The organism is Faecalibacterium sp., from assembly GCF_052358865.1.
Classification (GTDB): domain Bacteria; phylum Bacillota; class Clostridia; order Oscillospirales; family Ruminococcaceae; genus Faecalibacterium; species Faecalibacterium butyricigenerans.
The window spans coordinates 1-21,907 of sequence record NZ_DAWCVJ010000029.1 but is presented as its reverse complement, the minus strand read 5'-3'; the positions used below and the strand labels follow the sequence as shown (position 1 = coordinate 21,907).

The 21,907-nt window shown below is 61.4% G+C and carries 21 protein-coding genes; all 21 read left to right on the top strand.

Annotated features, from left to right (window positions below; translation table 11 throughout):
- The first annotated feature begins 68 nt into the window (after nucleotides 1-68).
- Nucleotides 69-545 (top strand): signal peptidase II, encoded by a 477-nt coding sequence (gene lspA / locus ACT8X9_RS06555; RefSeq protein ID WP_444268497.1) that lies wholly within the window; start codon nucleotides 69-71, stop codon nucleotides 543-545.
- Nucleotides 546-548: 3 nt separating this feature from the next.
- A complete protein-coding gene (locus ACT8X9_RS06550) occupies nucleotides 549-1,481 on the top strand; it encodes an RluA family pseudouridine synthase (RefSeq protein WP_444268496.1) in 933 nt (310 codons plus the stop codon).
- Nucleotides 1,478-2,311, top strand: coding sequence for an HAD family hydrolase (locus tag ACT8X9_RS06545; RefSeq protein WP_227621117.1), 834 nt, complete (start codon nucleotides 1,478-1,480; stop codon nucleotides 2,309-2,311). The genes ACT8X9_RS06550 and ACT8X9_RS06545 overlap by 4 nt, the downstream gene beginning before the upstream one ends.
- A 66-nt stretch (nucleotides 2,312-2,377) precedes the next feature.
- Nucleotides 2,378-2,728 (top strand): ComEA family DNA-binding protein, encoded by a 351-nt coding sequence (locus ACT8X9_RS06540; RefSeq protein ID WP_412591162.1) that lies wholly within the window; start codon nucleotides 2,378-2,380, stop codon nucleotides 2,726-2,728.
- A gap of 32 nt (nucleotides 2,729-2,760) precedes the next feature.
- Entirely contained in the window at nucleotides 2,761-5,043 is a 2,283-nt protein-coding gene (gene ppk1 / locus ACT8X9_RS06535; protein WP_444268495.1) for a polyphosphate kinase 1, read from the top strand.
- Between the two features lie 99 nt (nucleotides 5,044-5,142).
- Entirely contained in the window at nucleotides 5,143-5,682 is a 540-nt protein-coding gene (locus tag ACT8X9_RS06530; protein WP_444268494.1) for a M23 family metallopeptidase, read from the top strand.
- Nucleotides 5,679-6,128, top strand: coding sequence for a peptidase (locus tag ACT8X9_RS06525; RefSeq protein WP_444268493.1), 450 nt, complete (start codon nucleotides 5,679-5,681; stop codon nucleotides 6,126-6,128). The genes ACT8X9_RS06530 and ACT8X9_RS06525 overlap by 4 nt, the downstream gene beginning before the upstream one ends.
- Before the next feature lie 48 nt (nucleotides 6,129-6,176).
- Nucleotides 6,177-8,039, top strand: a complete 1,863-nt coding sequence (locus ACT8X9_RS06520; protein ID WP_444268492.1) for a TIGR03960 family B12-binding radical SAM protein — start codon at nucleotides 6,177-6,179, stop codon at nucleotides 8,037-8,039.
- Nucleotides 8,014-8,658: a TIGR03936 family radical SAM-associated protein gene (locus tag ACT8X9_RS06515; protein WP_444268491.1), complete on the top strand. Its 645-nt coding sequence runs from the start codon at nucleotides 8,014-8,016 to the stop codon at nucleotides 8,656-8,658. Before ACT8X9_RS06520 ends, ACT8X9_RS06515 begins: the two co-directional genes overlap by 26 nt.
- Nucleotides 8,659-8,862: 204 nt before the next feature.
- Nucleotides 8,863-9,204: a 50S ribosomal protein L19 gene (gene rplS, locus ACT8X9_RS06510; RefSeq protein WP_149793326.1), complete on the top strand. Its 342-nt coding sequence runs from the start codon at nucleotides 8,863-8,865 to the stop codon at nucleotides 9,202-9,204.
- A gap of 132 nt (nucleotides 9,205-9,336) precedes the next feature.
- Entirely contained in the window at nucleotides 9,337-9,879 is a 543-nt protein-coding gene (gene lepB, locus ACT8X9_RS06505; RefSeq protein ID WP_249233015.1) for a signal peptidase I, read from the top strand.
- On the top strand, nucleotides 9,876-10,799 hold the full coding sequence (gene ylqF, locus ACT8X9_RS06500; protein ID WP_444268490.1) for a ribosome biogenesis GTPase YlqF: 924 nt from the start codon (nucleotides 9,876-9,878) through the stop codon (nucleotides 10,797-10,799). Before lepB ends, ylqF begins: the two co-directional genes overlap by 4 nt.
- A complete protein-coding gene (locus ACT8X9_RS06495) occupies nucleotides 10,796-11,440 on the top strand; it encodes a ribonuclease HII (RefSeq protein ID WP_444268489.1) in 645 nt (214 codons plus the stop codon). Before ylqF ends, ACT8X9_RS06495 begins: the two co-directional genes overlap by 4 nt.
- On the top strand, nucleotides 11,440-11,808 hold the full coding sequence (locus ACT8X9_RS06490) for a YraN family protein (protein ID WP_249233013.1): 369 nt from the start codon (nucleotides 11,440-11,442) through the stop codon (nucleotides 11,806-11,808). The genes ACT8X9_RS06495 and ACT8X9_RS06490 overlap by 1 nt, the downstream gene beginning before the upstream one ends.
- Nucleotides 11,809-11,912: 104 nt before the next feature.
- Entirely contained in the window at nucleotides 11,913-13,373 is a 1,461-nt protein-coding gene (gene thrC, locus ACT8X9_RS06485) for a threonine synthase (protein ID WP_444268488.1), read from the top strand.
- Between the two features lie 28 nt (nucleotides 13,374-13,401).
- Nucleotides 13,402-14,085, top strand: coding sequence for a metallophosphoesterase (locus ACT8X9_RS06480; RefSeq protein ID WP_227620798.1), 684 nt, complete (start codon nucleotides 13,402-13,404; stop codon nucleotides 14,083-14,085).
- 216 nt (nucleotides 14,086-14,301) lie between these two features.
- On the top strand, nucleotides 14,302-15,618 hold the full coding sequence (tig, locus tag ACT8X9_RS06475; RefSeq protein WP_227620799.1) for a trigger factor: 1,317 nt from the start codon (nucleotides 14,302-14,304) through the stop codon (nucleotides 15,616-15,618).
- Between the two features lie 151 nt (nucleotides 15,619-15,769).
- The gene (locus ACT8X9_RS06470; protein WP_227620800.1) at nucleotides 15,770-16,369 is read left to right on the top strand and encodes an ATP-dependent Clp protease proteolytic subunit; all 600 of its coding nucleotides are present in this window, start codon (nucleotides 15,770-15,772) and stop codon (nucleotides 16,367-16,369) included.
- Nucleotides 16,370-16,409: 40 nt separating this feature from the next.
- Nucleotides 16,410-17,738 carry an ATP-dependent Clp protease ATP-binding subunit ClpX gene (gene clpX / locus ACT8X9_RS06465; protein WP_444268487.1) on the top strand — a complete coding sequence of 443 codons (1,329 nt, stop codon included), beginning with the start codon at nucleotides 16,410-16,412 and terminating at the stop codon, nucleotides 17,736-17,738.
- 227 nt (nucleotides 17,739-17,965) lie between these two features.
- Nucleotides 17,966-19,246 carry an aminotransferase class I/II-fold pyridoxal phosphate-dependent enzyme gene (locus ACT8X9_RS06460; RefSeq protein WP_444268486.1) on the top strand — a complete coding sequence of 427 codons (1,281 nt, stop codon included), beginning with the start codon at nucleotides 17,966-17,968 and terminating at the stop codon, nucleotides 19,244-19,246.
- A gap of 118 nt (nucleotides 19,247-19,364) precedes the next feature.
- Nucleotides 19,365-21,698 (top strand): protein translocase subunit SecF, encoded by a 2,334-nt coding sequence (gene secF / locus ACT8X9_RS06455; protein ID WP_444268485.1) that lies wholly within the window; start codon nucleotides 19,365-19,367, stop codon nucleotides 21,696-21,698.
- Nucleotides 21,699-21,907: the final 209 nt, after the last annotated feature.

Here is a 21,907-nt window from a genome sequence, read left to right as displayed (position 1 = left end):
CTCTGGCGGCGCACCCGGCGCAAAAGGGGGCGCCGCCTTTTTCAAAAAATCAAGCGTTGGGAGAAACTATGGCATACGTCATTCTGAATCTGGTCTGTGTGGCCGCGCTGGTGGGCATCGATCAGGCCATCAAGCTCTGGGCCGTTCAGGCTCTGGCTCCGGTGGAGTCCATCACCCTCATCCCCCATGTGTTGGAGCTGCGCTTCGTGCTCAATCAGGGCATGGCCTTCAGCCTGCTCAGCGGCAGGCAGCTCTTCCTCATCCTCACCACCACTGCCGCGCTGCTGCTCGTAGCCTATCTGCTGTTCTTCCGCAGCCGGGGCAAGCTGCTGCAGCAGACGGCGTTCATCCTCGTGCTGGCGGGCGGCATCGGCAACCTCATCGACCGGGTGCTCAACGGCGAGGTCGTGGACTACATCAACCCCCTGTTCATCGACTTTGCGGTCTTCAATTTCGCCGACATCTGCGTCTGCGTCGGTGTGGCGCTCTGGGTGCTGGTCATCCTGCTGGAAGAGGTGGACGACAAGCCCTCGAAGGAGCGCTGAAACATGGAACAGCGTGAATTTATCGTGGAGGCGGAGGCCGCAGGCCAGCGCATCGACCGCTTCCTCAGCGGGGAGGACACCGGGCTTTCCCGCAGCGCGCTGCAGGGCCTCGTGGCCGAGGGCCATGTGCTCTGCAACGGCAGGAGCATCGCCAAGAGCCTCAAGCTCAAGGCGGGGGATACCATCCTGCTGGAGATCCCCGACGCAAAGCCCATCGAGGCCGTGCCGCAGAACATCCCGCTGGACATCGTGTATGAGGACGACCATCTTCTGGTGGTGAACAAGCCCAAGGGGATGGTGGTCCATCCGGCCCCGGGCAACCCGGACGGCACGCTGGTAAACGCCCTGCTCTGGCACTGCAAGGGCAGCCTCTCGGGCATCGGCGGTGAGATACGCCCCGGCATCGTCCACCGCATCGACAAGGACACCAGCGGGTTGCTGGTGGTGGCGAAGGACGACGCCACCCACATCGGCCTGTCCCAGCAGATGGCCGTCCACAGCGTGGAGCGGGCCTACCAGACCGTCGTTTACGGCGGCTTTGCACAGGACGAGGGCTTTGTGGAGGCCAATCTGGGCCGCTCCAAGACCGACCGCAAAAAGATGGCGGTCTACCCGGCCAGCGAGCCGCACACCAAGTACGCCTACACCGGCTACAAGGTGCTGGAGCGCTTCGGGGGCTTCACCCTGCTGGAGTGCCGCCTCAAGACGGGCCGCACCCACCAGATCCGCGTCCATATGGCGTCCATCCAGCACCCCGTGGCGGGCGACCCTGTGTATGGCCCGCACAACTGCATCACCAAGCTCCACGGCCAGTGCCTCCACGCCAAGACGCTGGGCTTCATCCACCCCATCACGGGGGAGCAGCTCCGCTTCGATTCGGAGCTGCCGGAGTATTTCACCCACTTTATCGCATCGCTCAGGAGGGGGACTGTATGACAAAACTTCTCGATTCTGCGCTCGTGCTCTGCGATCTGGACCACCTTCTCTTGGCCGGTGACGGCAATATGCCGCAGGTCGTCCGGGACGTGCTGCAGCTGTTTTCCAGCCGGGGCGGCCGCCTGACCGTCTTCACCCAGCGATCGCCCCGGGCTGTCCGCGCCGTGCTGGGCGGGGTGCGCCTCGCCGCGCCTGCACTGACCTGCGGCGGCACGCTGGCTTACCGGTTCTCGGAGGGCGGCGGCCAGCCGCTGTGCAGCTTCGCGGGCTGTGAGGAGTCCATCTTCAAGAAGCTGCCCGCTGCGGTGGGGCTTGGCATCGCGCTGCAGATGGCCGACGGCTCCACCCGCGTGCTGCGGATGAGCACCGCCCTTGAGCGCCATCTGCGCCGGGAGTTCACCCCCTTTACCCTGTGCAGCCCCGCCGATGTCCGGGGCGAGGACGTGCTGCGCATCCTGCTCTATCAGGACCGCCAGCAGCTGCCCATTCAGGCCCTGCTGGAACGGGCGCTGGGGGACAATGCCGCCATGCTGCGCTCGGAGCGCATCGGCATGGACGTCATGGTGCTGACGCCGGGCACGGTCTCGGCGGAGGCGATGCTGGGGGCGGTCTGCCTGCCCATCAACTGCACCGCAGACCAGCTCACCGTCGCCGCCGGATGCGGCCAGATGCTGGAGCTTGTCCGTCAGGCCAGGCAGAGCGTCGTCCCGGCCGATGCCCCGGTGGAGCTGCGCCTTGCCGCCAGTCAGACGACCCTGACCGACCACGACACCGGCGCGGCGGCAGAGTTTTTCTATGGCCTTGTGCGAAGTGCTGAAGCTGCTTCGTAAAAATTGTGTAAAGTCTCCTGCAAATTTTCCGCAGGAGACTTTCTTTTTGGAGGGATTTCTAGTACAATGAAAGAAACTATGTCCGCGCCCCGCCAGCGCCGCTTTCTGGCGCTGGCAGCAGCGGCGGCAGCGTGCATCGTCGGGCTGGCACTGTGGTATGCCGTGCCGCCCGCCCCGGCGCAGGATGTTCCGGCGTCCGCGCCGGAGGCGCTGCGGGAGTCCTTCCGGGTGGACCTCAACACCGCCGGGGTGGACGCGATGACGACCCTGCCCGGCCTCGGGGAAAAGAAGGCGAGAGCGATCTTGGAATACCGCCTCACCCACGGCCCCTTCCGGAGCCTCGGCGAGGTGGCGCAGGTGCCGGGCGTTACGCAGGATATGATAGACGGATGGCAGGGCCTCGTCTATCTGAGCTGAGGGGACCCCCCTCGCAGGAAAGAGGAATCATCATGAGTGAAGAGAGCATCTTTATCAACCGGGAACTGAGCTGGCTGGATTTCAACCGCCGCGTGCTGGTGCTGGGCAAGGATAAAAATGTCCCGCTGGCCGAGCAGCTCAAGTTTCTGTCCATCTATGGCTCCAATCTGGACGAGTTCTTCATGGTGCGCGTCGGCTCGCTCCAAGAGCGGGCAAACCTCATGCGCGGCAAGAAGGAGAAGCGGGAGAATAAGACCAACATGACGGCGGAGGAGCAGCTTGCCGCCATCATGCCCAAGACGGCCCAGCTTCAGGAGGACTGCGACAAATATTACGCCAAAGCGCTGGAAAATCTGGCCGCCTGCGGCTACCGCAAGGTGGACTTCGATAAGCTGACCAAGGAGGACGAGCATTTCTGGAAAAAGTATTTCCAGAGCGAGCTTTTCCCCATCCTCAGCCCCCAGATCGTGGACAGCCGCCACCCTTTCCCGTTCCTGCGCAATAAGGAGATCTACCTCGGCGTCCTCCTCCACGAAAAGCACTCTGCGGAGAACACCCTCGGCATCGTACCCATCTCGAGCCAGATGGAGCGGATGCACCTCGTCCGGAAGGACAACGAGACGCTTTTTGCCCTGACGGAAGAGCTGGTGCTCCACTATGCGGCCCTCATCTTCGGTAAGGAGAACGTGCAGGAAAAGTGCCTCTTCCGGGTCACCCGCAACGCCGACATCGACGTGAAAGAGGGGATGATGGACCATGACATCGACTACCGCGAGATCATGGCCGACCTGCTCAAGCGCCGCCGCAAGCTGGCCGCGGTGCGGCTGCAGGTCATCCCTGCCGCGCCGCAGGTCACGCAGCTGCTGTGCAACCGCCTCGAGCTGACCCACAAGCGGGTCTTCGTCCAGAAAAGCCCCCTTGACCTGAGCTTCTTCTTCAAGCTCACGAGCCGGATGGAGTCCGACGGACACCCGGAGCTGTTCTATTCGTCGGCCCGGCCCATGCTGCCTCCGCAGGACTACGACCTCACCGCCGAGGTGGAAAAGCATGATGTGCTGCTGAGCTATCCGTACCAGTCCATCCGCCCCTTCATTGCGATGCTCAAAAAGGCCGCGCAGGACCCCGACGTCATCTCCATCAAGATGACCCTCTACCGGATGGCCCGGGAGTCCCAGATCGTGCAGGCCCTCGTGGAGGCCGCCGAAAACGGCAAGGAGGTCGTGGCGCTGGTGGAGCTGCGCGCCCGCTTTGATGAGCAGAACAACATCGACTGGTCGAAGCACCTCGAGGAAGCGGGATGCACCGTCATCTACGGCTTCGACGACTACAAGGTGCACTCCAAGCTGACCCTCATCACCAAAAAGAGCGCTCATGGCTACTCCTACATCACCCAGATCGGCACCGGCAACTACAACGAGAAGACCAGTGAGCTTTACACCGACTACTCCTTCATCACCGCCGACCTCGGCATCGGCGAGGAGGCTTCCAATGTCTTCCAGAACCTCGCCGTGCAGAAGCTGACGGAAGAGAGCGAAAAGATGCTGGTGGCGCCTCTGCGCTTCAAGAGCGTCCTGCTGGACGAGATGGACCGGGTCATCAACGCCGCCCGTCTGGGGCGTCCGGCCTCCATGATCCTCAAGAACAACTCCATCTCCGACCGGGACATCATCCTGAAGCTCGAGGAGGCCAGCTGTGCGGGGGTCCGCATCGACATGATCGTCCGCGGCATCTGCTGCGTCCGCGCCGGTGTGCCCGGAAAGACCGAGAACCTCCACATCCGCAGCCTCGTGGGCCGCTACCTTGAGCATGGCCGCATCTACAGCTTCTTCGATGGGGTCAACACCCGCACCTATATCGCCTCCGGCGATTTCCTCACCCGCAACACCGAGTGCCGCGTGGAGGTGGGCGTCCGGGTGGAAGACCCCGTCCTGAAGGAAAAGCTGGACAGCATCCTCCGGCTTCAGCTCAGCGACAACGTCAACGCCCGCGAGATGCAGCCGGACGGCAGCTACCAGAAGGTCAAGCCCGCCCCCGGCGAGCCGCTGGTGAACAGCCAGATGGGGATGTACGACCTTCTCCGGGACGACTGGACCGCCCGGGACAAGGCAGCTGCGCCCGTTGAACCGCCGAAGCCCATCAAGGCCCCGGAGAAGCCTGCCGCACCCGCAAAGGCTGTACCTCAGCCCGCCGCTCCCGCCCCGGCAGAAAAGCCGCAGGCGAAGGCCGCTCCTGCCCCCATGCCCGTTGTCGTCACCGAGAGCCGTTCCCGCAGCACCGGCCTGCTGGGCCGTCTGCTCGGATATTTCCGGAAATGATGAGACCCGCTGCCGTCAGCCCCCAAAGCTGGCGGCAGCTTTTTTGTGTTCTGGCTGCCCCTTCTGCTGCATATAGTGCAGAGAGCAGGAGGGACGCCGATGCGGACAAGACAGCAGAGCACAAAGGGATGGGTCATCTTCGCGGCGTTCTGCGCCGTTTTGTTCTGTATGACTGTGCTGCGGGCCTGTGCCGCCAAGACTGCGCCGGAGGGCTGCTCGCTGGAACGGGTGCGGCCGACGCAGGCCGTCTGCTTCCCACTGGGGACGAATGGATGGCGCGTCTCAGACGCCTACGGCTGGCGCACTGACCCCCTCACCGGCGAAGAAACCTTTCACCGGGGCACAGACCTCGCCTGCGCGGAAGGGACGCGGGTGCTGGCCGCGATGGACGGCGTCGTATCTGCCGCCCGGCGGAGCGCGACCTACGGCAACTATCTCCGCCTGAGCCACAGCGACGGGCAGGAGACGCTTTACGCCCACCTCCAATACCTCTTCGTCCGGGCCGGGGAGGTGGTGCAGGCGGGCCAGCCGCTGGGCACAGCAGGGGAGACCGGCCGCTCCACCGGGGCACACCTCCATTTCGAGCTTCTTGAGCAGGGCATCCGCTATGACGCCGGGGCGCTGCTGGGTCTGCCATGAGGCGGCTCGTCCGGGCAGGGCCGCTGGTCTTCCGTGACCCGCTCTTGCTCTGCGGGTCGCTGTATCTGCTGCTCTGGTCCGACGCCAGCGGCTTTCTGCGCATCGGCCTGTATGCAGCTGTCCTCCATGAGCTGGGGCATATCCTCGTCTATCTGGCCCTCTTCCGCCGCCTGCCGGTCATCGAAGTGACCATGACCGGCTTTTGTATGCGGACGAGGGGGCAGGCCCTCACCCGGGGGCAGACCTTTCTTCTCGCTGCCGCCGGGCCGGGGACGAACGCTCTGCTGGCCGCTGTCTGGGCGGTGCGGATGGAGCAGTACGCTGCCATCCGGGACAGCGCCTTTCTCGCGGCCAACGTCCTCACCGGGGCATTCAATCTCCTGCCCATCCCGCCGCTGGACGGGGCGCAGATGGTGCGCTGTCTGTTGCAATCCTCCTCAAAATAGGGTACAATAAGGAAACATGAAATCCGTATTGTCAAATGGAGGAGCTTGATGTTTGATCCGAAACTGAAAGAAGCGCTGTCCCGGGTGCAGAAGCCGGGCCGTTATACCGGCGGCGAACCGGGCAGCGTGTATAAAAATAAAGATGAGGTGGACGTCCGCTTTGCGTTCTGCTTCCCGGACACCTACGAAGTGGGAATGTCTTTTCTGGGCGAAAAGATACTCTATGAGCTGCTGAACAGCCATAAGAACTGGTGGTGCGAGCGCGCCTTCATGCCGTGGCTGGATATGAAGGCGGAGATGGAGCGTCTGGGTCTGTCCCTCTACACGATGGAGAGCAAAGACCCTCTCACCGACTTCGATGCCGTGGGCTTCACGCTCCAATATGAGCTGTCCTACACCAACATCCTCGCCATGCTGGAGCTGGCGGGCATCCCGTTCTATTCGAAAGACCGCGACGAGCGCTGGCCGCTCATCGTGGCAGGCGGCCCCTGTGCCTGCAACTCTGAGCCGATCGCGGATTTCTTCGACGTCATCCAGCTGGGCGAGGGCGAGAACCAGCTGCCCGGCATCTGTGCCGAGATCGAAAAGGCGAAGAAGGAGGGCAATGTCTCCAAGAAGGAGCTGCTGCGCCGCATCGCCAAAATTCCCGGCGTCTATATCCCGGCGTTCTACGATGTCGAATACTGCGAGGATGGCCGCGTCAAGTCCATCACCCCCAATGAGCCGGGCATCCCGGCCGTCGTCACCAAGGCCATCATCAAGGACCTGAACGAGTTTGCGCCCCCGACCAACTTCGTCGTCCCCATGGTGGGCGCGATCCAGGACCGCGCCAGCGTCGAGGTGCTGCGGGGCTGCGTGCGGGGCTGCCGGTTCTGTCAGGCCGGTTTCCTCTACCGCCCCATGCGCCAGCGCGACGCCAGCCTGCTGAACAAGGCGGCACAGGACCTCTGTGCCAACACCGGCTATGAGGAGCTGAGCCTTTCCAGCCTGTCCACCTCCGACCACAGCCAGCTGGAAGAGCTGCTGGACGACCTGAACGAGTGGGCACCGAAAGAGCACGTCAGCCTGTCGCTGCCCTCCCTGCGGATGGACAACTTCTCCCAGAGCCTCATCGAAAAGACCACCAAGGTGCGCAAAAGCGGCCTGACCTTTGCCGCCGAGGCCGGCACCCAGCGCCTGCGCGACGTCATCAACAAGAACGTCACGTGGGACGAGATCGAGAAGACCTGCTCGCTGGCCTTCGCCAACGGCTACACCTCCGTCAAGCTCTACTTCATGATGGGCCTGCCCACCGAGACGATGGAGGACATCGAGGGCATCGCCGAGACGGCCCAGAAGGTGGTGGACCTCTACTACTCCAACCCCAAGCACGCCAAGGGCCGCGGCGTGCAGGTGACCATCAGCTGCGCCTGCTTCGTGCCTAAGCCCCACACTCCCTTCCAGTTCGTCCCCATGGACACCGAGGAAATGCTCAAGGCCAAGCAGAAGCATCTGCTGGAGAGCGTCCACAGCCGGAAGATCAAGGTCAACTACCACGACAGCACCACCAGCTTCCTCGAGGGCGTCTTCGCCAAGGGCGACCGCCGCTTGGCCCCGGTCATCCTTGAGGCCTACAAGCGGGGCTGCTACTTCGACGGCTGGGAAGAGTGCTTCCAGTACGACACATGGCTGAAGGTCTTCGAGGACATGGGCATCGACCCGAAGTTCTACTGCCAGCGCCCCATCGGTCTGGACGAGGTGACGCCGTGGAGCCATATGGACTATGGCGTCACCCACGAATATCTGGTGCGGGAGTACAACAAGGCCCTCGCAGCCCAGACCACCCAGCCCTGCAACCGTGCCTGCCACGGCTGCGGCGCCAATCATCTGTTAGGAGGACCGTGCTTTGATTACAGTCAGGATCTCGTTTAAGAAGAGGGACGAAGCCTCCTACATCTCCCTGCTGGATCTGCAGCGGGTGATGCAGCGGGTGCTCAAGCGCAGCGGACTGCCGGTGTGGCACACGCTGGGCTTCAACCCCCATATCTATATGACCTTTGCCTGCCCGCTCTCGCTGGGGCAGGAGAGCGAGTGTGAATGCGTGGACGTAAAGACCGAGGCCGAAGCCCCCGACTTTGCCCAGTGGCAGACGGCGCTGAACGCCATCGTGCCCACTGGCATCGAGGTCTACCGGGTGGAGCCGGTAAAGATGAAGGCCGACGCCATTGCCTACGCCTGCTACCGCATCCGCTACCCGGCCTCTGCTGCGCCGCTGCTTGAGCAGTACAACACCCTCGACAGCGTGCCGGTGGAGAAGAAGAGCAAGCGCGGCGTCCGGATGGTCGAGATGAAAGCTTACGTCCCCACGCTCACGCTTGAGCCGGAAGGGGAGAGCGTGAGCTTTGCCGTCTGTCTGCCCGCTGCACAGGAGCTGAACCTGAACCCCTCGCTGCTGACGGCGGCGCTGGAAGCAAGATTCGGCCTGTCTGCGGCGAGCGCCTCCATCCTGCGCACCGAATTCCTGACGGCGGACAAGCAGAAGTTTCAGTAAGAACGGCCCGGCGGGGCCGGAATGAAAATTTCCCGCATAAATTTGCACGAACCCCTTGCTTTTGCGGGCGGTTTGTGCTATCCTATTAGGGCGTTAGTGTCCGCTGAGACCACAGCGGGGTTAATGACACATATCATTAAACGGGCGGTCCTCTGACGGCAGTTCGCCGTGCATGAACGTCTAAAAACAAATGGAGGAATTAAAATGGACGCACTGAAGATCATTTCTGAAGGCAGCATCAAGGCTGAGAAGCCCCAGTTCAACGTCGGCGATACCGTCCGCGTTGATGTTCGTATCAAGGAAGGCGAGCGTGAGCGTATTCAGGCCTTCGAGGGCACCGTCATTGCAAAGAAGCACGGCGGCGTCGCAGAGACCTTTACCGTTCGCCGCGTTTCCTACGGCGTCGGCATCGAGCGTGTCTTCCCCATCAACAGCCCCTTCGTCGAGAAGGTCACTGTTGTCCGTAAGGGCAAGGTCCGCCGCGCAAAGCTGTTCTACCTGCGTGGCCGCACCGGCAAGGCTGCCAAGGTCAAGAGCGATATTTGATGATTCCCCGTTTCAAAGCGGGAGAAAAGGGGGCAACTTGTTTGTCCCCTTTTTTCTGTTATACGGCGCTTTTGGCGCAGGGACAGAGAAAATAAAAACGGGCGCAGGCCCGGACAAAGAGGTGCATCGGATATGGAACAGTCACAGCCCGCTGCCCGTGGGCAGAGCCTGCTGGAATGGTACGAAGCGCTCATTTCGGCGGCGCTGGTGTTGGTGCTGGTGTTCTCCTTCTTTTTCCGCATCATTCAGGTGGATGGCGAGTCGATGGTGCCTACGCTGGAAAACGGAGACAAGCTCATCGTCTGGGGCGCAGGATACGAGCCGCAGCGGGGCGATGTGGTCATCGTGGACAGCTACACCAGTTATGGCCGGCCGCTGGTCAAACGGGTCATCGCCAAGGGCGGCGACACCATCTCCATCGACTACGCCGCCGGCACCGTGAAGGTGAACGGCAAGGTGCTGGAAGAGGATTACATTGCAGAGCCGACCTATCTGGGCTATGACGTGGAGTTTCCCTACACTGTGCCGGAGGGGACGGTCTTCGTTATGGGAGACAACCGCAACGCCTCGCTGGACAGCCGCTCGAGCTATGTCGGCTGCATCGACGAACAGGATATACTGGGCAAAGTGCTGCTCTGCTTTTTGCCCTTTTCGGATTTTGGAGTAGTAAAATGAACAATCAGGACACCCGGTTTGCAAACCAATATACCATCCAATGGTTTCCGGGCCATATGACCAAGACGCTGCGGATGATGGAGCAGGAGATCCTGCACGTTGACGCCAGCCTTGTGCTGCTGGACGCCCGCATCCCGCTGTCCAGCCTCAACCCGGAGATCGAGCGCATCACGGCCCGCAAGCCCAAGCTCTATGCGCTGAACAAGGCCGACCTCGCCGACCCCGCCGTGACGGAGGAGTGGATCCGCTACTTCCACGAGGCCGACGCAGGCTGTGTGGCCATCAGCGCCAAGCAGAAGGGCGGCGCGAACGCCGTCAAGGCCGCCATCGAGAAGGAGCTGTCCGGCCTGCTGGCCCGCCGCCAGAACCGCGGCATGGGCGGCGCAAAGACGCAGGTGATGCTCTGCGGCATCCCGAATGTGGGAAAATCCACCTTCATCAATACCTTCGCAGGCTCGGCCCGTGCCAAGGCTGCCGACCGCCCCGGCGTGACCAAGGGCAAGCAGTGGGTCAGCACCGAGAAATTCGACCTGCTGGATATGCCCGGCGTGCTCTGGAAGAAATTCGATTCCAAGACCATCGCCTCGAATCTGGCCTTCATCGGCTCCATCAAGGACGACATCCTTGACGTCGAAGAGCTGGCTATGAACCTTCTGGATGAGGTGCGCCGCAACTATCCCGACCTCGTGGCCCAGCGGTACAAGCTGGACGCCGAGACGCTGGCTCTGCCGCCCTACGAGCTGATGGAGGCCATCGGCCGCAAGCGCGGCCTGCTGGTGCGGGGCGGCGAGGTGGACACCGAGCGCTGCGCGATCATGCTGGTGGACGAGTTCCGCGCCTGCAAGTGGGGCCGCATCTCCCTCGAGCGCCCGCCCCAGCGGGACGATGTGGCGGACTTTGCCGAGGAGGACGAGGAATGAAGCGCCGGACAGACGAGGAGATCTCTGCGCCGCTCTACGCCTATGATGCCGACATCCGGGCGCAGTACGGCTGCTTTGCAGGTGTGGACGAGGCGGGCCGCGGCCCGCTCTGCGGCCCGGTCTGCGTGGCCGCCTGCATCCTTGACCCCGAGGCTCCGGTCTACGGCATCAACGACTCGAAGAAGCTGACCGAGAAAAAACGGGAGGCCCTCTTCGAGCAGATCATCGAAAAGGCGCTGGCCTATAAGATCGTCTTCGTCGGCCCAGACGTCATTGACCGCGACAACATCCTCAACGCCACCATGGGCGGGATGCGTCAGGCCGTGGAGGGGCTGGACATCGTGCCCAACCTCGTCCTCGTGGACGGCAACCGGACTCCGGCAGGGCTGACCATGCCCGCACAGCCGGTGGTGAAGGGCGATGCCACCAGCGCCAGCATCGGCGCAGCGTCAGTGCTGGCGAAAGTCAGCCGTGACCGCTATATGCTGGAGCTGGACAAGCAGTATCCCCAGTATCAGCTGGCGAGGCACAAGGGCTACGGCACAAAGCTGCACTATGAACTCATTGCACAGTACGGCATCCAGCCCTTCTACCGCCGCAGCTTCCTCAAAAAACAGGGCTACTGGCCCGAAGGCAAGTGATGGGCCGGGCCGAGACGGGCCAAAGAGGAGAGGCCGCCGCGGCCCGCTTCTACCAGAAGCAGGGGGCAGAGCTTCTCGGCCACAATTATCACACCCGGATGGGGGAGATCGACCTCATCCTGCGGGAACCGGACGGGACACTGGTGTTCTGCGAGGTCAAGACCCGCGCCAAAGACTCTCTGGATACCCCTGCCGCTGCGGTGAATGCCGCGAAGCAGAGGCGTATCATCGCATCTGCCGCATTGTATCTCCAGAGCACCCGTCAGAGCGACGAACCGGTGCGTTTCGACGTGGCTGAGGTCGTCCCTCTTGACAGCGGGCGCTGGATGGTACATATTATAAAGGGTGCTTTCTGGGCAAAAAGCTAGACGCGCGCAGAAAAACCCGGTGGGAAAAGGCAGAAAACGGCCTCGGGCCGCTGCCGCAGGATGAGGCCGAGTGATGGGCCTTCTGGCAAAAAGGAGCGATAATGATGAAATTTTTCAGCACGAGAGACCATGACCGCATTGTGACCGCCTCTCAGGCGATCGCACAGGGCCTGTCGGATGAGGGCGGTCTGTTCGTCCCGGAACGCTTTCCGCAGGTGGACGTCAGGGCGCTGTGCCAGCTGGATTATCCCGCGCTGGCCGCTGCCGTCGTCAGCGAATATCTGACCGATTACTCCAAGGACTTCCTCGCTGAAGCCACCCGCACCACCTACGGGGAGGCGTTCGGCGGCAAGGCAGGCTATCTGGCCCCGGTGGAAGGGGACACCTATGCCCTTGAGCTGTGGCATGGCCCGACCTGTGCGTTCAAGGACTACGCCCTCCAGCTGATGCCCAAGCTTCTCGTGGAGGCAAAGAAGAACCTCTCCCGCACCGAAAAGACCCTCATCCTCGTGGCCACCAGCGGCGACACCGGCAAGGCTGCGCTGGATGGTTACCACGACATCCCGGGCGTCGAGATCGCTGTGTTCTACCCCACGGGCGGCACCAGCGAGATCCAGCGCCTGCAGATGGCGACGCAGGAGGGGGCGAATGTCGCGGTCTACGCGGTGCGGGGCAACTTCGACGATGCCCAGACCGGCGTGAAGCGGGTCTTCGGCGACAAAGCCATCGCGGCCAAGCTGGCCGAGCGGAACATCCGCCTTTCCAGTGCCAACTCCATCAACTGGGGCCGCCTTGTGCCCCAGATCGTCTACTATTTTGCCGCCTACGCCCAGCTGCTCAAGGCCGGGAAGATCGCCTTCGGCGACGAGGTGGATTTCTGCGTGCCTACCGGCAACTTCGGCGATATTCTGGCGGGCTATTATGCAAAGCAGATGGGTCTGCCCGTGGGCAGGCTGGTCTGCGCCTCTAACCAGAACAATGTCCTGACCGACTTCCTCTCCACCGGTACTTACACCGCCAAGCGGGAGTTTTATAAGACCACCTCGCCCAGCATGGACATCCTCGTCTCCTCCAACCTCGAGCGTCTGCTCTACCACGTCACCGGCAGCGATGCCGAGGTGGCCGGTCTGATGAAGAGCCTGAATGAGACAGGCAGCTACACCGTCCGCCCCGAGACGCTGGCGGCGATCCGGGAGAGCTTCGACTGCGGCTGGAGCAGCGAGGAGCAGGTGGCAGGGGAGATCCGCGCCCGCTACGAGAAGGACGGCTACCTCTGCGACACCCACACGGCTGTGGCGTTCCACGTCGCTGCCCAGAAGAAGCGGGACGGCGTGCCGATGGTGGTGCTCTCCACCGCCTCACCCTTCAAGTTCCCCCGCAGCGTGCTGGAGGCTCTGGGTCATACCGCACCGGAGAACGATTTCGAGGCCATGCAGGCGCTGGAAGAAGCCACCGGCCGGACCGCGCCCGCAAGCCTTGCCGCCCTGCGGCAGAAGGCCGAGCGGTTCAGCACCGTCATCGACCCGGCGGGGATCGCGGAGGTGGCGCTGGGCTATCAGGCGTGATGAAAACCAGAACAGGAGTAAATAAACTATGGCACTTTTTGTGCTTGGCGATACCCACCTCTCCCTAGGTGCCTCCAAGCCGATGGACGTTTTCCCCGGCTGGAACGGCTATGTGGAGCGGCTGGAACGCAACTGGCGCAAGCTCATCAAGCCCGAGGACACCATCGTCCTTGCAGGCGACATCAGCTGGGCCATGCGGCTGACCGACACCCGGAAGGACTTTGCGTTCTTGCAGCAGCTGCCGGGGCAGAAGCTCATCATGAAGGGGAACCACGATTATTGGTGGACCACCGCCAACAAGATGAACGCTTACCTGAAGGCCGAGGGCTTTGACACCCTCCACATCCTGCACAACAACTCCTACGCCGTGGAGGGTTACGCCATCTGCGGCACCCGGGGCTGGCTGTTCGATGTGGGGGAGGCCCACGACGAAAAGGTGATGAACCGGGAGATCGGGCGGCTCAAAATGAGCCTTGACGCCGCAGAGCCGGGGCTGGAGAAGCTGGTGTTCCTGCATTATCCGCCGGTCTACACCGGCACCAGCGCCCCTGAGATCGTGGCGACGCTGAAGGCCTACGGCATCCGGACCTGCTACTACGGCCATCTGCACGGCAACGCCATCCGGTATGCCGTGCAGGGTGATGTGGACGGCATCCGCTACAAGCTCGTCAGCGCCGACGGCCTGAAGTTCTGCCCCTACCGCATCAACTGAGGACGGGACGGAAAGGTCGGAAATAACAAAAAGTCAAAATTTGGGGTGGCAATTCTATCACAAGCGTGTTATAATAGGTTGTGACGCGATTGTTGCACCCAATTTGAGCGCGCGCGTCCCCGCATTTCGCAACAGCAAGGACGCGGTGCGCGGTTGCAGGCGGCAGTTTTCCCGCTGCCCCAACGCAATACAATATTTGAGTGGAGGATACACAAAATGAATTTCATCAAGTGCGAAAAGCTCGAGAAGAGCATGGCAGAGCTGCAGTTCTCCATCGACGCTGAGGCCTTCAAGGCAGCAGTTGCCGATGTCTTCAAGAAGGAGGGCAAGAAGTACCCTGTTCAGGGCTTCCGCAAGGGCAAGGCTCCCAAGGCTCTGATCGAGAAGATGTACGGCGCTGATGTCTTTACCTATGACGCCATCAACGAGCTGTTCCCCGCAGCTTACGAAGAGGCTGTCAAGGCTGCCGGTATCGAGCCGGTGGGCCGTCCTGAGGTCTCCGTCGATTCCGCCAGCGAAGCTGAGGGCGCTACCCTGACCGTCAAGGTCGCAGTCAAGCCCGAGGTGAAGATCGGCGCTTACAACGGTCTGACCGTCGAGAAGACGGTCCATACTGTTTCTGACGAGGCTGTCGAGGCCGAGCTGAAGCGTGTGCAGGAGCGCAACGCCCGTGAGCTGACCCGTGAGGGTGCTGCTGAGAACGGCGACATCGTTGACATCGACTTCGAGGGCTTTGTGGACGGCGTTGCATTCGAGGGCGGCAAGGCAGAGCACTACAGCCTGACTCTGGGCAGCGGCAGCTTCATCCCCGGCTTCGAGGATCAGATCGTCGGCCACGCTGCTGGTGAGGAGTTTGACGTCAACGTCACCTTCCCCGAGCAGTATCAGGCTGCCGAGCTGGCTGGCAAGCCCGCTGTCTTCAAGATCAAGCTGCACGAAGTCAAGTACAAGGAGCTGCCCGCTCTGGACGACGAGCTGGCAAAGGACTGCTCCGAGTACGACACTCTGGACGAGTTCAAGGCTTCCATCCGCAAGAACAATCAGGAGCAGCTGGACAAGCAGGACGATTTGGCCGTCGAGAACGCTCTGGTCGATCAGGTCATCGAGGGCATGGAGGCTGAGATCCCTCAGGCCATGTACGATGTCCGCATGGACGAGCTGGTCAACGACTTTGCTTTCCGTATGGAGCAGCAGGGCCTGCGCCTCGAGGACTACCTGAAGTATATGGGCCAGTCCGTCGATCAGTTCCGTGCTTCCTTCATGCCGCAGGCTGAGAAGCAGGTCAAGATCCGTCTGGCTCTGGAGGCTGTCGCAGCTGCCGAGAACATCGAGGCCACTGAGGACGAGCTGAATGCCGAGGTCAAGCGCATTGCTGACCAGTACAAGATGGAAGAGGACAAGGTCCGCGAGCTGATCAACGTGGACGAGGTGAAGCACGATCTGGCCATCAATAAGGCAATCGACTTCATCAAGAGCCACGCAAATGTCGTGGAGAAGGCCGCTGAGGCCGAGAAGACCGCTGACGCTGAGTAATTCCGGCGCACAAGGTCATGCAGGGCAGGGAAAGTCCCCGGCTCTGTAAGTGAAGGTTGTTGAAATTGACCGATACGGCTACGGCCCTGTGTGCTTGCCGTATCGGTCAATTTTGCAAATACAATAATTTTTCATTCAGGAGGCGAACCCTATGAGTTTTGTTCCTTACGTTGTCGAGCAGTCGGCGCACGGGGAGCGTTCCTATGATATTTTCTCCCGTCTGCTGAACGACCGCATCATTGTGCTGAGCGAGGATGTCAACGACACCTCCGCCAGCCTTGTCGTGGCACAGCTGCTGTATCTGGAAGGGCAGGACCCCGATAAGGACATCAGCCTGTATATCAACAGCCCCGGCGGCTCCATCAGCGCAGGTATGGCCATCCACGATACCATCCAGTATATCAAGTGTGACGTCTCCACCATCTGCATGGGCATGGCCGCCTCGATGGGTGCGTTCCTGCTGGCCAGCGGCACCAAGGGCAAGCGCTTCGCCCTGCCCAACGCCGAGATCATGATCCACCAGCCCCTCATCGCCGGCGGTCAGGGCGGCGGTCTGTCCGGACAGGCTACCGACATCAAGATCCATGCCGACCATCTCGTCCGCACCCGCGCCAAGATGAACCGGCTGCTCAGCGAGTACACCGGCCAGCCGCTGGAAAAGGTGGAGCTGGATACCGAGCGTGACAACTTCCTTTCTGCGCAGGAGGCCAAGGAATACGGCCTCATCGATGAGGTCATCACCCACCGCTGAGCGGCAGAAAGCAATACACCCAGGATAAGGAAAAACGGTTATGGCTAATAACAATTCCGGCAGAGATAAAAACGAAAAGGATCTGGTCTGCAGCTTCTGCGGCAAACATCAGGATGAAGTGGAGCGGATGATCATCGGTCCCGGCGTGAACATCTGCAGCGAATGCATCGGCCTCTGTGCCGATCTGCTCTCGGACAAGCCGGATCACTCGGGCAGCAGCTCCCGCCCCAGCCGCGGCAGTGCCAGCCGGGCACGCATCCAGCCGTCTGACGAGCTTTCCATCAACATCAAGACCCCTGCGGAGATCAAGGAGGGACTTGACCAGTACGTCATCGGTCAGGATGAGGCCAAGCGTGTGCTGGCCGTCTCGGTCTACAACCACTACAAGCGCATCCTGAGCGGCAAGGGCGCCGACGTTGAGCTGCAGAAGTCCAACGTCCTGCTCCTCGGCCCCTCCGGTGTCGGCAAGACCCTGCTGGCCCAGACACTGGCCAAGATGCTGGGCGTGCCCTTCGCCATCGCAGATGCCACCACCCTGACGGAGGCCGGCTATGTGGGCGAGGACGTGGAGAACATCCTGCTCAAGCTCATTCAGGCCGCAGACTTCGACGTCCAGAAGGCACAGATCGGCATCATCTATATCGATGAGATCGACAAGATCACCCGCAAGAGCGAGAACCCCTCCATCACCCGTGATGTAGGCGGTGAGGGCGTCCAGCAGGCTCTGCTGAAGATCCTGGAGGGAACGGTCAGCAATGTTCCCCCGCAGGGCGGCCGCAAGCACCCTCAGCAGGAGTTCATCCAGATCGACACCACCAACATCCTCTTCATCTGCGGCGGTGCCTTCGACGGTCTGGACAAGTATATCCTCCGCCGCACCGATAAGTCTGCTCTGGGCTTCGGCAGCAGCCTGAAGGACAATTCCAGCGAGGCCCAGAAAGCCCTGCTGCAGAAGGTCGAACCCCACGACCTCGTCAAGTTCGGCCTCATCCCCGAGCTGATCGGCCGTCTGCCGGTCATTACGGTGCTGGATGATCTGGACGAGGATGCGCTGGTGCGCGTCCTGAAGGAGCCTCGAAACAGTCTGGTCAAGCAGTACAAAGAACTGCTGGCCATGGATAATGTGGAGCTGAACATCACCGATGAGGCCCTCCACGCCATTGCGCGGAAGACCATCGAGCGCAAGACCGGTGCCCGCGGTCTGCGCAGCGTGATGGAGAACATCCTGATGCCCGTCATGTACAATGTGCCAACAGACCCCACCATCATCCGCGTCACCATCGACGAGGATACGGTAGAGGGCGGCGAGGCGCACATGGAGTACGGTGCAGTGCGCAAGCGTTATAAGAACCAGCCTTCCCTGAGCTGAGCGGCAGCGCGCAGCAGGGGAGAGCAGGCCCCGCTGAAAGCTTTTTACTTTTTGGCGGGGTCTTTTTGTGCCATCCGACTTGTTTCCGAGGTCAAATTGTAGTAAACTATAAAAGTCTGGAACTGTGAGGGTAAAAATCGGAGCGGCCCACTGGCATGAACCTGCTTCGCAGAAAAACAGTACCGGACCCTGTGGGAAATAGAACGTACGATAAAGGAGTGTGTGTTATGGCAAATTATTTTGAGATGACCCGCGACGAACTGGCTGCCGAAAAGGTGGCTCTGGAAGAAGAGTACAAGAAGTTTCAGGCGATGGGCCTGAAGCTGAACATGGCCCGCGGCAAGCCCGGCCCTCACCAGATGGATCTGGCAATGGGTCTGCTGCAGATGACGGATTACACCACCGACGCCGGCACCGACGCCCGCAACTACGGCGATCTGGAGGGCCTGCATGAGGCCCGTGAGCTGTTCGCCGACGTGATGGGCGTGAAGCCCGAGGAGGTCTTTGTGGGCGGCAACTCCAGCCTGCAGCTGATGTACAACCTCATCTCGATGGGCTACAGCTTCGGTTTCCCGGAGTCTCCCTGCCCGTGGTCTCAGGTGGAGAAGCGGAAGTTCCTCTGCCCGGTGCCCGGCTATGACCGCCATTTTGCCATCACCGAGGAGTTCGGCTTCGAGCTGATCAGCGTCCCCATGACCCCGAACGGCCCCGACATGGACGTCGTCGAGAAGCTGGTGGCCGAGGATGACACCATCAAGGGCATCTGGTGCGTGCCGCAGTATTCCAACCCCGACGGCTACACCTACAGCGACGAGACCATCGATCGCTTCGCCAAGATGAAGACCGCCGCCCCCGACTTCAAGATCTTCTGGGATGAGGCTTACATCGTCCACCATCTGACGGAGGAGATCATCGAGACCCCCGTCCTGCTGAACGAGTGCAAGAAGTACGGCAACGAAGACCGCGTCTTTATGTTCACCTCCACCAGCAAAATCACCTTCCCGGGCGCTGGCGTCTCCGCTCTGGCTTGCAGCGAGGCCATGATGAAGTACATCTGCAAGCGCTTCTCGGTCATGATCATCAGCTACGATAAGATGAACCAGCTGCGCCACGTCCGCTTCCTCAAGAACAAGGAGGGCGTTCTGGCCCACATGGCAAAGCACCGCCGTCGTCTGGTGCCCTGCTTCGACGCCGTCAAGACAGCCTTCAACGAAGAGCTGACCCCCTGCGGCGACATCGCCCACTGGACGAACCCCAAGGGCGGCTACTTCATCAGCCTCTATGTCATGCCCGGCTGCGCAAAGCGGGTGGCTCAGCTGTGCAAGGAGTGCGGCCTGACCCTCACCGGCGCAGGCTCTGCATACCCCTACCACAAGGACCCGGATGATTCCCACCTGCGCATCGCGCCCACTTATCCCAGTCTGGATGAGGTGGAGACCGCATCCGACCTGCTCTGTGTCTGCGTCCGTCTGGCAGCAGTCGAGAAACTGCTGACGGAAAAGGACTGATCTTTCCACTGCACAAATCTCCGCTGTGCTGCCGCTCAGACGGCGCAGCGGAGATTTTGAAGTTGTTTCCAAGACCGGAAAGCAGCTTCATATTATATTTGGAGGTTTCCCGATTCATATGAAAACGAAAGGCAAAGCATGGCAGCTTATCCTCACGGTGCTCGTGATCGCGGCGTTCGTCTATACGGCGTTCTTCGGTGTTGCGGTCAAGTACGGTGATGTGACCACCACCTACATCAAGGGAGCGAAGGACATCCGCTTCGGTGTGGACATCAAGGGCGGCGTCAACGTCACCTTCGTCCCCTCCGACGGCTACGACGCCACCGACGACCAGCTTGAGGCTGCTCAGCTGGTCATCGAGAACCGTCTGGTCGCCCTCAACGTGACCGACTATGAGCTGTATGTGGACAACAACTCCGACAGCCTCATCCTCGAGTTCCCGTGGCAGTCGGGCGAGACCGAGTTCGACCCCGAAGCCGCCATTGAGGAGATCGGCACCACCGCCTACCTGACCTTCCGGGAGGGGAGCAGCGCAGACGGTGCGCTGGTCCTTGACGGCTCGATGGTGGAGAGCGCTGCTGCCCAGTACGGCCCCGTCAACGGCAGCAGCTCCGAGTACTATGTGGCGCTGAAGTTTACTGACGAGGGTGCCAAGGCATTCGGCGACGCCACCACCCGTCTGTACCAGAACGGCGGCAGCATCAGCATCTGGCTGGACGACGAGAACGTCAGCACCGCCAGCGTCAACGCCGCCATCACCGACGGCTCTGCCATCATCACCAGCTCTGCGGCGAATCCCTTCACGCAGGAAGATGTCGTCAAAATGGCCCGCCAGATCAACTCCGGCTCTCTGCCCTTTGCGCTGAGCGTGGACAGCTACTCCACCATCAGCCCGAGTCTGGGCGAGAACAGCCTGAGCGCCATGGTGCTGGCCGGTGTCATCGCCTTTGCCCTCATCCTCGTGCTCATGACGGCCCTCTACCGCCTGCCCGGCTTCCTCGCCTGCATCGCGCTGGCCGGTCAGGTGGCGGCCACGCTGGCCTTCGTCTCCGGCTACTTCCCGGTGTTTGAGAGCTTCACCCTGACCCTGCCCGGCATCGCTGGCATCATCCTCGCCATCGGCATGGGCGTGGATGCCAACGTCATCACCGCCGAGCGCATCAAGGAAGAGCTGCGCAGCGGCAAGAGCCTCGACGGCGCGCTCAAGAGCGGCTTTGCCCGCGGCCTGACCCCCATTATCGACGGCAACGTGACCATCGTCATCGTCGCGGTCGTCCTGATGGGTGCCTTCGGCCCCTCGGACGGCTTCTTTGCCAAGGCCCTGCACTTCGTCTTCTTCGCCTTCGGCCCCTCGACCGCAGGCACCATCTACGCCTTCGGCTACACGCTGCTCACTGGCGTGCTGCTCAACTTCGTGTTTGGCATCTTTGCTACCCGTACCATGATCCGGGGCGCTGCTTCCATCAAGGCTCTGCGGAACCCCTGCCTCTACGGTGCGGATGCTCCCGGCAAAACTCCTGCCGAGAAGAAGCAGATCAACTTTGTCGGTCTGCGCAAGCGTTTCCTGACCTTCTCCGCCTGTCTGATGGCGGCGATCGTCCTCTGTGCAGTGGTGCTGGGCGTCCATCTGGACACTGAGTTCACCGGCGGTGCGATGATCACCCTGAGCTACGAGAACAGCTTTGAGATGTCTGCCGTCCAGAAAACGGCCTCCGAGGCGCTGGGCAGCAATGGCTTGACCCTGCAGACCGGCGAGAACGTCGCAACAGGGGAGCAGACCCTGAAGATCTCGATGCCCGGCACCGAGACCGTCACCACCGACGAGGTACAGACCCTGCTGGACTCCCTGAATGAGAGCTACCCTGACAACTCCTTCGCACAGCTCTCTCTGAGCAACGTCAGCGCCGCAATGGGCATGAAGTTCCTCCAGAAGAGTCTGGTGGCCGTGGTGTTCGCGCTGGTGCTCATCCTCGCCTACATCGCATACCGCTTCAAGAGGATCGGCGGCCTGACCGGCGGCATGATGGCCGTTCTGGCCCTGCTCAACGACCTGATGGTGGTGTTCGGCACCTTCGTGCTGCTGCGTGCCCCGCTGGATGGCAACTTCATTGCGGCGATGCTGACCATCCTCGGCTACTCCATCAACGATACCGTCGTCGTCTACGACCGCATCCGTGAGAATCGCAGCCTGCTGGGCAAGAAGGCCAGCTTCGAAGAGCTGGTCAACCACTCTGTCAACCAGTCGGCCCGCCGCACCATCATCACCACCGTCACCACCGTGATGGCGCTGGGCGTGATGTGCGTCGTCTCCAAGCTGTATGGTCTGGACAGCATCTTTACCTTTGCCTTCCCCCTGATGATGGGTATGCTCAGCGGCGTGTACACCTCGCTGTGTGTCTCCACCTCCGCCTGGGTGGCATGGAGCGAGCGCAAGGGCGCAAAGAAAAACTGAGCCGCTGGATCCTGATGCAAATCTGTCCTGAGTTTTTATCGCAATTTTCAAAAATAGTGCCTGTCAAAACGGCATCTTTGCGACATGCAGTTTGCGGATGTTGCCTGTGCATTAAAAACGCAAACTGCTATATTTGGACCGACCAGGAATTGCCCCTTTTGCGGCGAGGAGGAGGCCCAACGCTGTGAGTCCCGCCCCACCGCCGCCCC

Bases quoted from the DNA above. Each gene is read 5' to 3' on its own strand.
- ACT8X9_RS06540 (WP_412591162.1), top strand. From the start codon at position 2,378: ATGAAAGAAACTATGTCCGCGCCCCGCCAGCGCCGCTTTCTGGCGCTG.
- rplS (WP_149793326.1), top strand. From the start codon at position 8,863: ATGGACGCACTGAAGATCATTTCTGAAGGCAGCATCAAGGCTGAGAAG.
- thrC (WP_444268488.1), top strand. From the start codon at position 11,913: ATGAAATTTTTCAGCACGAGAGACCATGACCGCATTGTGACCGCCTCT.
- ACT8X9_RS06490 (WP_249233013.1), top strand. From the start codon at position 11,440: ATGGGCCGGGCCGAGACGGGCCAAAGAGGAGAGGCCGCCGCGGCCCGC.
- lspA (WP_444268497.1), top strand. From the start codon at position 69: ATGGCATACGTCATTCTGAATCTGGTCTGTGTGGCCGCGCTGGTGGGC.
- ACT8X9_RS06530 (WP_444268494.1), top strand. From the start codon at position 5,143: ATGCGGACAAGACAGCAGAGCACAAAGGGATGGGTCATCTTCGCGGCG.
- ACT8X9_RS06525 (WP_444268493.1), top strand. From the start codon at position 5,679: ATGAGGCGGCTCGTCCGGGCAGGGCCGCTGGTCTTCCGTGACCCGCTC.
- ACT8X9_RS06495 (WP_444268489.1), top strand. From the start codon at position 10,796: ATGAAGCGCCGGACAGACGAGGAGATCTCTGCGCCGCTCTACGCCTAT.
- ACT8X9_RS06470 (WP_227620800.1), top strand. From the start codon at position 15,770: ATGAGTTTTGTTCCTTACGTTGTCGAGCAGTCGGCGCACGGGGAGCGT.
- ppk1 (WP_444268495.1), top strand. From the start codon at position 2,761: ATGAGTGAAGAGAGCATCTTTATCAACCGGGAACTGAGCTGGCTGGAT.
- ACT8X9_RS06520 (WP_444268492.1), top strand. From the start codon at position 6,177: ATGTTTGATCCGAAACTGAAAGAAGCGCTGTCCCGGGTGCAGAAGCCG.
- ylqF (WP_444268490.1), top strand. From the start codon at position 9,876: ATGAACAATCAGGACACCCGGTTTGCAAACCAATATACCATCCAATGG.
- ACT8X9_RS06460 (WP_444268486.1), top strand. From the start codon at position 17,966: ATGGCAAATTATTTTGAGATGACCCGCGACGAACTGGCTGCCGAAAAG.
- tig (WP_227620799.1), top strand. From the start codon at position 14,302: ATGAATTTCATCAAGTGCGAAAAGCTCGAGAAGAGCATGGCAGAGCTG.
- ACT8X9_RS06480 (WP_227620798.1), top strand. From the start codon at position 13,402: ATGGCACTTTTTGTGCTTGGCGATACCCACCTCTCCCTAGGTGCCTCC.
- lepB (WP_249233015.1), top strand. From the start codon at position 9,337: ATGGAACAGTCACAGCCCGCTGCCCGTGGGCAGAGCCTGCTGGAATGG.
- clpX (WP_444268487.1), top strand. From the start codon at position 16,410: ATGGCTAATAACAATTCCGGCAGAGATAAAAACGAAAAGGATCTGGTC.
- ACT8X9_RS06550 (WP_444268496.1), top strand. From the start codon at position 549: ATGGAACAGCGTGAATTTATCGTGGAGGCGGAGGCCGCAGGCCAGCGC.
- ACT8X9_RS06545 (WP_227621117.1), top strand. From the start codon at position 1,478: ATGACAAAACTTCTCGATTCTGCGCTCGTGCTCTGCGATCTGGACCAC.
- secF (WP_444268485.1), top strand. From the start codon at position 19,365: ATGAAAACGAAAGGCAAAGCATGGCAGCTTATCCTCACGGTGCTCGTG.